The organism is Myceligenerans indicum, assembly GCF_016742955.1.
In the GTDB taxonomy this organism is placed as follows: Bacteria; Actinomycetota; Actinomycetes; order Actinomycetales; family Cellulomonadaceae; genus Myceligenerans; species Myceligenerans indicum.
On the sequence record NZ_JABBYC010000003.1, the window covers coordinates 31,598 to 43,503 of the forward strand.

Annotated in this window: 22 protein-coding genes; all 22 read right to left on the reverse strand. The window is 67.7% G+C overall.

Annotated features, from left to right (window positions below; genetic code table 11):
- Nucleotides 1–1,020 carry a DNA-directed RNA polymerase subunit alpha gene (locus HGK34_RS03455; protein ID WP_201845190.1) on the reverse strand — a complete coding sequence of 340 codons (1,020 nt, stop codon included), beginning with the start codon at nucleotides 1,018–1,020 and terminating at the stop codon, nucleotides 1–3.
- Between the two features lie 178 nt (nucleotides 1,021–1,198).
- Nucleotides 1,199–1,588: a 30S ribosomal protein S11 gene (rpsK, locus tag HGK34_RS03460; protein ID WP_201845191.1), complete on the reverse strand. Its 390-nt coding sequence runs from the start codon at nucleotides 1,586–1,588 to the stop codon at nucleotides 1,199–1,201.
- Between the two features lie 83 nt (nucleotides 1,589–1,671).
- On the reverse strand, nucleotides 1,672–2,046 hold the full coding sequence (rpsM, locus tag HGK34_RS03465; protein WP_201845192.1) for a 30S ribosomal protein S13: 375 nt from the start codon (nucleotides 2,044–2,046) through the stop codon (nucleotides 1,672–1,674).
- Nucleotides 2,047–2,215: 169 nt separating this feature from the next.
- On the reverse strand, nucleotides 2,216–2,329 hold the full coding sequence (gene rpmJ / locus HGK34_RS03470; RefSeq protein ID WP_003956441.1) for a 50S ribosomal protein L36: 114 nt from the start codon (nucleotides 2,327–2,329) through the stop codon (nucleotides 2,216–2,218).
- 67 nt (nucleotides 2,330–2,396) lie between these two features.
- Nucleotides 2,397–2,618 (reverse strand): translation initiation factor IF-1, encoded by a 222-nt coding sequence (infA, locus tag HGK34_RS03475; RefSeq protein ID WP_201845193.1) that lies wholly within the window; start codon nucleotides 2,616–2,618, stop codon nucleotides 2,397–2,399.
- Between the two features lie 241 nt (nucleotides 2,619–2,859).
- On the reverse strand, nucleotides 2,860–3,312 hold the full coding sequence (locus HGK34_RS03480; protein ID WP_201845194.1) for a hypothetical protein: 453 nt from the start codon (nucleotides 3,310–3,312) through the stop codon (nucleotides 2,860–2,862).
- Nucleotides 3,313–3,514: 202 nt separating this feature from the next.
- Nucleotides 3,515–4,405: a type I methionyl aminopeptidase gene (gene map, locus HGK34_RS03485; RefSeq protein ID WP_201845195.1), complete on the reverse strand. Its 891-nt coding sequence runs from the start codon at nucleotides 4,403–4,405 to the stop codon at nucleotides 3,515–3,517.
- A 5-nt stretch (nucleotides 4,406–4,410) separates the two neighbouring features.
- Nucleotides 4,411–4,968, reverse strand: coding sequence for an adenylate kinase (locus HGK34_RS03490; protein ID WP_201845306.1), 558 nt, complete (start codon nucleotides 4,966–4,968; stop codon nucleotides 4,411–4,413).
- Nucleotides 4,969–5,045: 77 nt separating this feature from the next.
- The gene (gene secY, locus HGK34_RS03495; RefSeq protein ID WP_201845196.1) at nucleotides 5,046–6,338 is read right to left on the reverse strand and encodes a preprotein translocase subunit SecY; all 1,293 of its coding nucleotides are present in this window, start codon (nucleotides 6,336–6,338) and stop codon (nucleotides 5,046–5,048) included.
- Between the two features lie 269 nt (nucleotides 6,339–6,607).
- Nucleotides 6,608–7,069: a 50S ribosomal protein L15 gene (rplO, locus tag HGK34_RS03500; RefSeq protein WP_210771931.1), complete on the reverse strand. Its 462-nt coding sequence runs from the start codon at nucleotides 7,067–7,069 to the stop codon at nucleotides 6,608–6,610.
- A 2-nt stretch (nucleotides 7,070–7,071) separates the two neighbouring features.
- Nucleotides 7,072–7,254, reverse strand: coding sequence for a 50S ribosomal protein L30 (gene rpmD / locus HGK34_RS03505; RefSeq protein ID WP_201845197.1), 183 nt, complete (start codon nucleotides 7,252–7,254; stop codon nucleotides 7,072–7,074).
- Nucleotides 7,254–7,916, reverse strand: coding sequence for a 30S ribosomal protein S5 (gene rpsE / locus HGK34_RS03510; protein ID WP_201845198.1), 663 nt, complete (start codon nucleotides 7,914–7,916; stop codon nucleotides 7,254–7,256). The genes rpmD and rpsE overlap by 1 nt, the downstream gene beginning before the upstream one ends.
- Before the next feature lie 31 nt (nucleotides 7,917–7,947).
- Entirely contained in the window at nucleotides 7,948–8,319 is a 372-nt protein-coding gene (gene rplR, locus HGK34_RS03515) for a 50S ribosomal protein L18 (RefSeq protein WP_192860892.1), read from the reverse strand.
- Nucleotides 8,320–8,321: 2 nt separating this feature from the next.
- The gene (gene rplF, locus HGK34_RS03520) at nucleotides 8,322–8,858 is read right to left on the reverse strand and encodes a 50S ribosomal protein L6 (RefSeq protein WP_201845199.1); all 537 of its coding nucleotides are present in this window, start codon (nucleotides 8,856–8,858) and stop codon (nucleotides 8,322–8,324) included.
- A 19-nt stretch (nucleotides 8,859–8,877) separates the two neighbouring features.
- On the reverse strand, nucleotides 8,878–9,276 hold the full coding sequence (rpsH, locus tag HGK34_RS03525; protein WP_201845200.1) for a 30S ribosomal protein S8: 399 nt from the start codon (nucleotides 9,274–9,276) through the stop codon (nucleotides 8,878–8,880).
- 70 nt (nucleotides 9,277–9,346) lie between these two features.
- A complete protein-coding gene (locus tag HGK34_RS03530; protein ID WP_013837851.1) occupies nucleotides 9,347–9,532 on the reverse strand; it encodes a type Z 30S ribosomal protein S14 in 186 nt (61 codons plus the stop codon).
- A 1-nt stretch (nucleotide 9,533) separates the two neighbouring features.
- Nucleotides 9,534–10,106 carry a 50S ribosomal protein L5 gene (gene rplE / locus HGK34_RS03535; protein ID WP_280517835.1) on the reverse strand — a complete coding sequence of 191 codons (573 nt, stop codon included), beginning with the start codon at nucleotides 10,104–10,106 and terminating at the stop codon, nucleotides 9,534–9,536.
- Nucleotides 10,106–10,450: a 50S ribosomal protein L24 gene (gene rplX, locus HGK34_RS03540; protein ID WP_201845201.1), complete on the reverse strand. Its 345-nt coding sequence runs from the start codon at nucleotides 10,448–10,450 to the stop codon at nucleotides 10,106–10,108. Before rplX ends, rplE begins: the two co-directional genes overlap by 1 nt.
- 2 nt (nucleotides 10,451–10,452) lie before the next feature.
- Nucleotides 10,453–10,821, reverse strand: a complete 369-nt coding sequence (gene rplN, locus HGK34_RS03545; protein ID WP_123815727.1) for a 50S ribosomal protein L14 — start codon at nucleotides 10,819–10,821, stop codon at nucleotides 10,453–10,455.
- 134 nt (nucleotides 10,822–10,955) lie between these two features.
- Complete coding sequence (rpsQ, locus tag HGK34_RS03550; RefSeq protein ID WP_123815728.1) at nucleotides 10,956–11,240, reverse strand: 30S ribosomal protein S17; 285 nt, start codon at nucleotides 11,238–11,240, stop codon at nucleotides 10,956–10,958.
- Nucleotides 11,241–11,247: 7 nt separating this feature from the next.
- Nucleotides 11,248–11,487 (reverse strand): 50S ribosomal protein L29, encoded by a 240-nt coding sequence (rpmC, locus tag HGK34_RS03555; protein ID WP_201845202.1) that lies wholly within the window; start codon nucleotides 11,485–11,487, stop codon nucleotides 11,248–11,250.
- Nucleotides 11,487–11,906 carry a 50S ribosomal protein L16 gene (gene rplP / locus HGK34_RS03560; protein ID WP_123815730.1) on the reverse strand — a complete coding sequence of 140 codons (420 nt, stop codon included), beginning with the start codon at nucleotides 11,904–11,906 and terminating at the stop codon, nucleotides 11,487–11,489. The genes rpmC and rplP overlap by 1 nt, the downstream gene beginning before the upstream one ends.

Genomic DNA, 11,906 nt, shown 5'->3' on the forward strand with positions numbered 1-11,906 from the left:
TCAGTACGACTGCTCGTCGCCGCCGCTGTAGGTCGGCGCGGCGTCGTCACCGCCGAAGTAGTTCGCCCCGGAGTCGAAGTCCAGCGGCGAGTCCTTCAGGCTCAGGTTCAGCTCCGCGAGCTTCTCCTTCACCTCGGTGATCGACTTCGCACCGAAGTTGCGGATGTCGAGCAGGTCCGCCTCGCTGCGCGCGACGAGCTCACCGACCTGGTGGATGCCCTCGCGCTTGAGGCAGTTGTACGACCGGATGGTGAGGTTGAGTTCCTCGATCGGCAGCGCCAGGTCCGCCGCGAGCGCGGTGTCCGTGGGCGACGGGCCGATCTCGATGCCCTCAGCCTCGACGTTCAGCTCACGGGCAAGGCCGAACAGCTCGACGAGCGTCTTGCCGGCCGAGGCGAGCGCGTCACGCGGCGCGATGGCCGACTTGGTCTCGACGTCGACGATGAGCTTGTCGAAGTCGGTGCGCTGCTCGACTCGGGTGGCCTCGACCTTGTACGTGACCTTGAGAACGGGCGAGTAGATCGAGTCGACCGGGATGCGGCCGATCTCCGCGTCGAACGACTTGTTCTGCGCGGCGGACACGTACCCACGGCCTCGCTCGACGGTCAGCTCGATCTCGAGCTTCCCCTTGTCGTTGAGCGTGGCGATGTGCAGGTCGGGGTTGTGCACCTCGACCCCTGCCGGCGGCACGATGTCCGCGGCGGTGACCACGCCGGCGCCCTGCTTGCGCAGGTACATCACGACGGGCTCGTCGTTCTCCGAGGAGACCACGAGGTTCTTGATGTTGAGGATGATCTCGGTGACGTCCTCCTTCACGCCCGACACCGTGCTGAACTCGTGCAGCACGTTGTCGATGCGGATGGAGGTCACGGCCGCGCCCGGGATGGACGACAGCAGCGTGCGGCGCAACGAGTTGCCGAGCGTGTAGCCGAAGCCTGGCTCGAGCGGCTCGATGGAGAACCGGGAACGGTGCTCCGAGATGACCTCTTCGGTCAGCGTGGGTCGCTGTGCGATAAGCACTGTGGGTGTCCTTTCAGCGTGCGCCCGCTATATGACGCATCACGGATCGCGATCTCTCGCGGCCCGGTGAGACTCTGTCCGCTCGCCGGGCGAAGACGCTCACCTGGCAGGTGAGCAGTTGTCGCGGCCGGCGCGCCCCGACCGAAGGGTGGAGGCGCGCCAGGCGCGACGAGGGGGGTCAGACGCGGCGACGCTTCGGGGGGCGGCAGCCGTTGTGCGCCTGCGGCGTCACGTCCTGGATCGAGCCCACCTCGAGGCCCGTCGCCTGCAGGGAGCGGATGGCGGTCTCACGACCGGAACCCGGGCCCTTGACGAAGACGTCGATCTTCTTCACGCCGTGCTCCTGGGCGCGGCGAGCGGCCGACTCGGCGGCGAGCTGCGCGGCGTAGGGCGTCGACTTGCGGGAGCCCTTGAAGCCGACGTGGCCGGCGGACGCCCACGACACCACGGCGCCCGAGGGGTCGGTGATCGAGATGATCGTGTTGTTGAACGTGCTCTTGATGTGCGCCTGGCCGAGCGGGACGTTCTTCTTGTCCTTGCGGCGCGGCTTACGGGTCTTGGGAGGCATACGTGCTCTCTATCTCCTGGTCTGGTCGGACCGGGGCGGGCGCTTCGCCGTGGGGCGCTGCCCGCACCTCGGACTACTGCTTGTCAGCGGGCCTTCTTCTTGCCGGCGACGGTGCGCTTGGGGCCCTTGCGGGTACGCGCGTTGGTCTTGGTGCGCTGACCGCGCACCGGCAGGCCGCGACGGTGACGCAGACCCTGGTAGGTGCCGATCTCCACCTTGCGGCGGATGTCGGACGCGACCTCACGGCGGAGGTCACCCTCGAGCTGGTAGCTGCCCTCGAGGTGGTCGCGAAGCGCGACGAGCTCGGCGTCGCCGAGGTCCTTCACGCGGACGTCGGGGCTGATCCCGGTCGCGGCAAGGGTCTCCTTGGCGCGGGTCCGCCCGACACCGAAGATGTAGGTGAGCGCGATCTCGACCCGCTTCTCGCGGGGGAGGTCGACACCGATAAGACGTGCCATGTGCCTTACGGCTCCTGTACTTCTCGTCCGGAGGTCTGCCGCACCGCCATCCCGCGAGGTTCGCGGGCCCCGGCCTCCGGACCGAGGGTTCCCCCGCCGCTGGGGCGGGTTCGAGGTGGTGCGCTGGTGGTGGCCGTAGCCACCGAACCCGGGGCGTCCCGGGAGGTGATCAGCCCTGGCGCTGCTTGTGGCGCAGGTTGTCGCAGATCACCATGACGCGACCGTGCCGGCGAATCACCTTGCACTTGTCGCAGATCTTCTTGACGCTCGGCTTGACCTTCATGGTTTCCTCTGACTGTCTTGAAACGTGGCGTTCCCCGGGTCCAGCGACCCGGCTCCGCCCGTTCCGGCTACTTGTAGCGGTAGACGATCCGGCCGCGGGACAGGTCGTACGGGCTGAGCTCGACCACGACCCGGTCCTCGGGAAGGATTCGGATGTAGTTCTGCCGCATCTTGCCCGAGATGTGGGCGAGTACCCTGTGACCGTTCTCCAGCTCCACGCGGAACGTCGCGTTCGGCAGAGCCTCGACCACACTGCCCTCGATCTCGATGACACCGTCCTTCTTAGCCATATCCTCCGCTAACTCTCGTCGGCCTGTTCTTCGCACCCGACCCCGGGCGCGCGGGAAGCACGCCTCCGTCAGGACGAGGATGTCGTGTGCAGCCGCAGACACCGGCCCGATGACGGAACCGGCACCCGACCAAGACCGAGCCGCCAGCGATCGACCTGCCGAAACACACCTGGAGGCCGAACCCGTGAGGACTGCGTCCTGAAGCGCCGGGAGCGCGGACTACACCCAACGAGTCATCTTATCAGAGGTCGTACTTGACTCCGGGCGGCCCGATCATCGTGTGCGGCAGGACACCGACGAACACAATCAGCATCGGCACCCAGCCGAGCAGGACACCCACCGACACGGCGACCACCTCCAGCCGCCCCTTCCCCCGCCACAGCCAGGCCCCGGCGATCCAGCCCGCGACGGCCAGCAGGAGCGTGGACTCCCACAACTGCAACGACGTGGCGAACCCGATCACGAGGCCGGCCCAGAACCAGACCCCGAACACCAGCCTCCGCGCCCAGCGACCCAGCCACCCGCCGAACCGTGCGAACACACCTCCGGCGACCGCCGCACCCCGGTGCCTCGGCCGCCGCGTGCCGGCATGCCCGGAGTCCGCAGGTCGGGAGGCGACGAGTCCGGAGCCCACCCGCTCTGAGCCCACCCGCCCGGACTCCGCGAGGCCGGACTCCACGCGCCCAGGATCCACGCGCTCTGGGTTCCTTCGGGGCGACAAAGGTCGCCGGAGAGCATGAGCGTCATCGGTCATGCCTCGAGAGCATAGCTAACTGACCCCGACTAAGTAAGACCTGCTCCGAGAAACCGGCATCTGACTCGGGTGGTCCCACGAGCCCGGAGACACCCGCGGCAACGCCGGAGACACAGGCGGCAACGGGAGGAAGTCGCCCCGGTCAATCGAGCGGCACCACGTCCACGCCGAGCTCGCCCAGCCGGGCCGCTCCCCCGTCCGGGGCGGTCAGCACGCAGATGCCGCCGTCGAGAAGCGCCACACTGTGCTCCCAGTGCGCCGCACGCGACCCGTCCGCCGTGACGACCGTCCACCCGTCGTCGAGCACGTGGGTGTCACCGCTGCCCAGCGTCACCATCGGCTCGATCGCGAGGCACATCCCCGGCCTGAGCCGTGGACCGGCGTCGCGCACGCGGTAGTTCACGACATCCGGCGGCTGGTGCATGGCGGTCCCGATGCCGTGGCCCACGTACTCCTCGACGATCCCGTACTCGGCACCCACCAGGCCGCCCGCGAGCTCCACACTGGCCTCGACCGCGCGACCCACGTCGTTCAGGCGGCGTCCGCCGTCCAGCGCGGCGATCCCGGCCCACATCGCCGCCTCGGTGGCGCGGACCAGGCCTGCGTGGGCCGCGGAACCGCCCGCCGCCTCCACGACGTCGTCCGGGGCGTCCGCCGGCAGGGCGCCGGTGTCCCCGAGGAGGAAGGACACGGCCGAGTCACCGTGCCAGCCGTCCACGATCGCCCCGCAGTCCACCGAGACCAGATCGCCGACCCCCAGCACCCGTCCGCCCGGGATGCCATGGATCACCTCGTCCCCGACCGACACGCAGATCGTGGCGGGGAAGCCCTCATACCCCAGGAACGACGGCGTCGCGCCGGCGCCACGGATGGCGTCCGACGCGACGTCGTCGAGATCGGCGGTACTCATGCCCGGGCGAGCCGCCTCGCGGACCGCGGCCAGAGCCTCGGCAACCACGAGCCCGGCGCGGCGCATGACGCGCACCTGCTCAGGCGTCTTGTACTCGATGCGCTCCCGCCCGAGTCCGAGCATGCCGTTCAGCCCAGCTGCGCGGCGAGCGACGTCACGATGCGGTCCGTGACCTCGGGGATGTCGCCCACACCGTCCACCTCGGCCAGCAGCCCACGCTCCGCGTACGCGGCCGTGAGCGGTGCGGTCTCGGCGTCGTAGATCTCGAGGCGCTTCCGGATCGTCTCGGGGGTGTCGTCGGTGCGCCCCTCCTCCTCGGCACGCTTCGCCAGTCGCGCCATGAGTTCGTCCCGGTCCGCGGTCAGCTGGATGACGCCGTCAAGCTCCCATCCGAGGTCCGACAGGATGACGTCGAGCTCGGCCACCTGAGCCGCGTTGCGGGGATATCCGTCGAGCAGGAAACCCCCCACGACGTCGCCCTGACCGAGCCGGTCCCGCACCATGGCGTTCGTGACCTCGTCCGGGACGAGCTCACCCTTCTCGGAGTACGCCTTGACCGTGCGGCCCAGCTCGGTGTCGCCCTTGATGTTCGCGCGGAAGATGTCGCCGGTGGAGATCGCCACGATGCCGAACGTCTCGGCGAGCCGGGCAGCCTGCGTGCCCTTGCCGACGCCCTGCGGGCCCATGATGACGAGGCGTGTGATACGCCCCTCCGGACCCTCGTGGACGTGCAGGTCGCTGCGAGAGGTGGTGGGAGTCTGGCTCAACGGAGGAATCCTTCGTAGTGACGCTGCTGGAGCTGGGAGTCGATCTGCTTGACCGTCTCGAGCCCGACGCCGACCACGATGAGGATCGAGCTGCCGCCGAACGGCAGGTTGGTGGTGACGCCCAGGAAGACGAGCACCAGCGTCGGGATCAGCGCGACCAGCGCGAGGTACAGGGAACCCGCGGAGGTGATCCGGGTGATCACGAAGTCGAGGTACTCCGCGGTGGGCCGGCCCGCCCGGATACCCGGGATGAAGCCGCCGTACTTCTTCATGTTGTCCGCGACCTCGTCCGGGTTGAACGTGATCGACGTGTAGAAGAAGCAGAAGAAGATGATCATCAGCGTGTAGAGCGCGATGTACAGCGGCTCGGACGGCTGGACCAGGTTGTTCGAGATCCAGATGACCCACTCGGCCTGCTGGTCCCCGAACTGGGCGATCAGACCCGGCAGCGCGAGGATGGACGCCGCGAAGATCACGGGGATGACGCCGGCCATGTTGATCTTGATCGGGATGTACGTGCTGGTTCCGCCGTACATGCGGCGTCCCACCATGCGCTTCGCGTACTGCACCGGGATGCGGCGCTGCGACTGCTCGACGAACACGACCAGGCCGACCACCAGGACGATGACGATGATCATGATCGCGAAGTTCACGACGCCGTTGGCGCCACCCGCGATCGACCAGAGCGCCGTGGGGAAGCTCGCCGCGATGGACGTGAAGATCAGCAGGGACATGCCGTTGCCGACGCCGCGCTCGGTGATGAGCTCGCCGAGCCACATGACCAGGCCGGTACCGGCGGTCATGGTGATGACCATGAGGATGGACGTGAGCACCGTGTCGTCGGCGATGATCGGGAGATCGCACCGCAGCAGCAGACCCTGGCGAGCCGTCGTGATGACCGTCGTGGACTGCAGGATCGCCAGTGCGATCGTCAGGTAGCGGGTGTACTGCGTCAGCTTCGACTGCCCCGACTGGCCCTCCTTGTGCAGAGCCTCGAACCGGGGGATCACCACACGCAGCAGCTGGACGATGATGCTCGCCGTGATGTACGGCATGATCCCCAGCGCGAACACGGACAGCTGCAGGAGCGCGCCGCCGCTGAACACATTGATCAGCCCGAGCAGCGAGTCGTTCTGCTGCCCCTCGATACACTGCTGGACGTTCGCGTAGTTCACGCCTGGGGTGGGGATGAACGACCCGACGCGGAACAGCGCCATGATCGCAATCGTGAACAGCAGCTTGCGCCGCAGGTCTGGCGTCCGGAAAGCCCGGCCGAATGCGCTGAGCACCCTGTCCTCCTGGCCCGCGTGCGCGGGGTCTCGTGTCGCCGGATCTCTCCGGCGAGATGTCGTCGTCGCCCACCGCCGTTCTCCGTCGACGTGCGGGACCTGTCGGATTCTACGTTGCCTGCGGGGTACTTCGGACCACGCATCTGCCCAGTCTGCCCGACTTTCCGCGCGACACCACCACGGGACGCGCGCGTAGCGCCGTCATCAGCCCTGGTAGACGACACGGGACCGGCCGCGCGAGTGCGCTGCCGGCCCCGTGTACGGCCTGCTCAGTCCTCGGTGGGCTCGGCCACCGAGCCGCCGGCCGCCAGGATCTTCTCCTTGGCCGACGCCGAGACGCGGTCGACCGCGATCTCGAGCTTGACGGTGACGTCACCGTTCCCGAGAACCTTCACCGGCTGGTTCTTGCGAACCGCGCCCTTGGCGACGAGGTCCTCGACGGTGACGGAGCCACCGGCGGGGTACAGCTCGGAGAGCTTGTCCAGGTTCACGACCTGGTACTCGACGCGGAACGGGTTCTTGAAGCCCCGAAGCTTCGGAAGGCGCATCTGCAGGGGAACCTGCCCGCCCTCGAAGCCCGCCGGAACCTGGTAACGGGCCTTCGTGCCCTTGGTACCACGGCCCGCCGTCTTACCCTTCGACGCCTCACCACGACCCACACGGGTCTTGGCGGTCTTGGCGCCCGGGGCCGGACGAAGGTGGTGGACCTTCAGCGGCTTGCTGTCCGCCATGATCACTCGACCTCCTCGACGGTGACAAGGTGCGACACCGTCTTGACCATGCCGCGAACCTCCGGACGGTCCTCCTTCACGGCGGTGTCGCCGATCCGCTTGAGGCCGAGGGTCCGCAGCGTCTCACGCTGCTTGAACTTGCCACCGATGGTGGACTTCACCTGGGTGACCTTCAGTCGAGCCATCACGCACCTGCCTTCGCCTCGGCGGCCGCCGCGATGCCGGCAGCCTGGGCCCGGAGGAGCGCGGCGGGGGCCACGTCTTCCAGCGGCAGACCGCGACGCGCGGCGACGGCCTCGGGCTGCTCGAGCCCGCGGAGCGCCGCGACCGTGGCGTGCACGATGTTGATCGCGTTCGACGAACCGAGCGACTTGCTCAGCACGTCGTGGATGCCGGCGCACTCCAGCACGGCGCGCACCGGACCACCGGCGATCACACCGGTACCCGGCGAGGCCGGACGGAGGAACACGACACCGGCGGCGGCCTCACCCTGGATGGGGTGCGGGATGGTGCCCTGGATGCGAGGGACGCGGAAGAAGTTCTTCTTCGCCTCCTCGACGCCCTTGGCGATCGCCGAGGGCACCTCCTTGGCCTTGCCGTAGCCGACACCGACAGTGCCGTCGCCGTCGCCCACCACGACGAGCGCGGTGAAGCTGAAGCGGCGACCGCCCTTGACGACCTTGGCGACACGGTTGATGGTCACCACGCGCTCGACGAAGGCGCTCTTGTCCTCGCCCCGGCCGCCACCGCGGCGGTCGTCACGGCGGCCCGAACGACGGCCGTCGTTCTTCTTCTCGTTCCCGTTGGCGGCACCCTGGGGGGCGCCGCTGCGCTGCCCTGCAGCCATCAGAGAGTCCTCTTCTTCCGTGCGTCGGTCGTCACAGGGTCAGCCCGCCTTCGCGAGCCCCGTCGGCGACTGCCGCCACCCGACCGTGGTACTTGTTGCCACCGCGGTCGAACACCACGGTCTCGACGCCGGCGGCCTTGGCGCGCTCGGCGACCAGCTCGCCGACCTTGCGTGCCTTGGCCGTCTTGTCACCGTCGAACGAGCGCAGGTCCGCCTCGAGCGTGGAGGCCGACACGACGGTCTTGCCGACGGTGTCGTCCACGACCTGGGCGACCATGTGCCGCGAGGAGCGGGTCACGACCAGGCGGGGCCGGACGGCGGTGCCGGTGACCTTCTTGCGAGCGCGCGCGTGACGGCGCTTGCGGGCAACAGCCTTGCCCTTGCCAAGAATCTTGATGGCCATCGTCACTTACCAGCCTTTCCGACCTTGCGCCGGACGTGCTCGTCGGCGTAGCGCACACCCTTGCCCTTGTAGGGCTCGGGCTTGCGGATCTTGCGGATGTTCGCCGCGACCTCGCCGACCTGCTGCTTGTCGATGCCGGAGACGGAGAACTTGTTCGCGCCCTCGACCTTGAACGTGATGCCCTCGGGCGCCTCCACGACGACCGGGTGCGAGAAGCCGAGCGCGAACTCGAGGTTGGAGCCCTTCGCCAGCACGCGATAACCCGTGCCCACGATCTCCAGCTTCTTCTCGTAGCCGTTCGTGACGCCGGTGATCATGTTCGCGATCAGCGTGCGGGTGAGGCCGTGCAGCGACTTGGAGAGCCGCTCGTCGTCCGGGCGGGACACCGTCAGGGCGCCGTCGTCCAGAGCGACAGTGATGGGTGCGGCGACCGTGTGGTCCAGGGTCCCCTTCGGGCCCTTGACGGTCACGAGCGCACCACTGATGGTGACGTCCACGCCGGCCGGGACCGGAACGGGGAGCTTGCCGATACGAGACATGCTTCTTTCTCCCTTCCGATTACCAGACGTAGGCGAGCACTTCGCCGCCGACGCCCTTGGACTCGGCCTGCCGGTCCGTCAGGAGGCCGGAGGACGTGGACAGGATCGCCACGCCGAGGCCACCCAGGACCTTGGGCAGGTTGGTGGACTTCGCGTAGACACGCAGGCCGGGCTTCGACACGCGGCGCACGCCCGAGAGGGCACGCTCGCGGTTCTGGCCGTACTTCAGCTGGAGCGTGAGGGTCTTGCCCACCTGGGCGTCCTCGACGTTCCAGCTCGTGATGTAGCCCTCGGCCTGGAGGATCTTCGCGATGTTCGACTTCAGCTTCGACGACGGCATGGAGACCATGTCGTGGTGAGCCGAGTTCGCGTTCCGCAGACGGGTCAGCATGTCTGCGATCGGGTCGGTCATAGTCATCGGGCACTTGCCCTTCCTCGCCGGGGTATCCGCACCGCGCCTGGCACGGTGCGGACCTACGGCGTAGTTGTTACCAGCTGCTCTTGGTGACGCCGGGGAGCTCGCCGCGGTGGGCCATCTCCCGCAAGCAGATCCGGCACAGGCCGAACTTGCGGTACACGGAGTGCGGACGACCGCACCGCTGGCACCGGGTGTAGGCGCGCACGGCGAACTTGGGCTTGGCGTTCGCCTTGTTGATCAGGGCCTTCTTCGCCATGTCAGTTCTCCTTGAAGGGGAAGCCGAGACGGCGCAGGAGGGACCGGCCCTCGTCGTCCGTCGTCGCCGTGGTCACGATCGTGATGTCCATGCCACGGACACGGTCGATCTTGTCCTGGTCGATCTCATGGAACATCGACTGCTCCGTGAGGCCGAACGTGTAGTTCCCGTTGCCGTCGAACTGCTTCGGCGACAGGCCGCGGAAGTCGCGGATACGCGGCAGCGCGATCGACAGCAGGCGGTCGAGGAACTCCCACATGCGGTCACCGCGGAGCGTCGTGTGCGCGCCGATCGGCATGCCCTCACGAAGCTTGAACTGCGCGATCGACTTCTTCGCGCGAGCGACCTGCGGCTTCTGACCGGTGATCGCGGTCAGGTCGCGGATGGCGCCCTCGATCAGCTTCGAGTCCTTGGCGGCGTCGCCGACACCCATGTTGACGACGATCTTGCTCAGACCGCCCGCCTGGTGGATGTTCTTGTGGCCGAACTCCTCGACCAGCGCCGAGAGGATCTCCTCGCGGTACTTCTGCTTGAGGCGCGGCAGGGCCGGGGCCTCGATCGTGGTCTCGCTCATCAGTCGATGTCCTTCCCGGAGCGCTTGGCCACGCGGACGCGCACGGTCTTGGTGCGGCCGTCGCGGTCGACCTCCTCGAGGCGGTACCCGACGCGGGTGCCCTTCTTGGTCTCCGGGTCGACGACCATCACGTTGCTCACGTGGATCGACGCCTCGACCGTCTCGATACCACCCGTCCGGGTGCCGCGCTGCGACTGGCCCATCTTGGTGTGCTTGGTGACGCGCTGGACGCCCTCGACGACGACGCGGTCGCGGTCGGTGATGACCTCGAGCACACGACCGGTCTTGCCCTTGTCCTTGCCCGAGATGACGAGGACCTGGTCGCCCTTCTTGATCTTCGCCATGGTCAGAGCACCTCCGGAGCCAGCGAGATGATCTTCATGAAACGCTTGTCGCGCAGCTCGCGGCCCACGGGGCCGAAGATGCGGGTGCCACGAGGCTCGCCGTCGTTCTTGAGGATGACGGCGGCGTTCTCGTCGAACTTGATGTAGGAACCGTCCGGACGACGGCGCTCCTTGGCGGTGCGGACGACGACGGCCTTGACGACCTCGCCCTTCTTGACGTTCCCGCCGGGGATCGCGTCCTTGACGGTGGCGACGAACGTGTCGCCGATACCGGCGTAGCGACGGCCCGAGCCACCGAGAACGCGGATGCACAGGATCTCCTTGGCACCCGTGTTGTCGGCGACACGAAGTCGCGACTCCTGCTGGATCATTTGAGTGATCTCCTTGCGTCGTGCTGGTTCTCACCGGGGACGGTGAGCCTTGCCGAACGGATAAGTACTGTGTGGCTCCTTCGGTGGACGCCGGCGGCAGAACTGCTCCTACCGCCGACGGCCTCGCGAAGGTGTTACTTGGCCTTCTCCAGGACCGACACCAGCCGCCACCGCTTGGTGGCGGACAGGGGCCGGGTCTCCATGATCTCGACCAGGTCGCCGATACCGGCGGTGTTCTCCTCGTCGTGCGCCTTCACCTTGGTGGTGGTGCGCAGGACCTTGCCGTAGAGGGGGTGCTTCTTGCGGTCCTCGACCTCGACGACGATGGTCTTGGCCATCTTGTCGCTGACGACGTAGCCGCGGCGCACCTTGCGCGTGTTGCGCTCTGTGGTCGCCTTGACCTCGGTGTTCTCGCTCATCCTTGCCTCACTCACTCACGCTCGGAGCCGTACGGATGCCGAGCTCACGCTCGCGCAGGATCGTGTAGATCCGCGCGATGTCGCGGCGCACGGCCTTGAGCCGACCGTGACTCTCCAGCTGACCCGTGGCCGACTGGAAGCGGAGGTTGAAGAGCTCCTCCTTCGACTCCTTCAGCTTGGCGGCGAGAGTCTCGTCGTCCATACCGTCGAGGTCGACGGGCTGCATGCCCTTCGTACCGACTGCCATCAGATCGCACCCCCCTCGCGCACCACGAAACGGCACTTCATCGGGAGCTTGTGCATCGCGCGACGCATGGCCTCGCGCGCCAGCTCCTCATCGACACCGGCCAGCTCGAAAACGATGCGACCGGGCTTGACATTGGCGACCCACCACTCGGGCGAGCCCTTACCGGAACCCATGCGGACCTCGGCGGGCTTCTTGGTCAGCGGACGGTCCGGGTAGATGTTGATCCAGACCTTTCCGCCACGCTTGATGTGACGGGTCATCGCGATACGCGCCGCCTCGATCTGGCGGTTGGTGACGTAGGCCGGCTCAAGAGCCTGGATACCGAAGTCACCGAAGGCGATCTGCGTACCGCCCTTGGCGGCACCACCGCGCTTGGGGTGGTGCTGCTTGCGGTGCTTGACCTTGCGCGGAATCAGCAT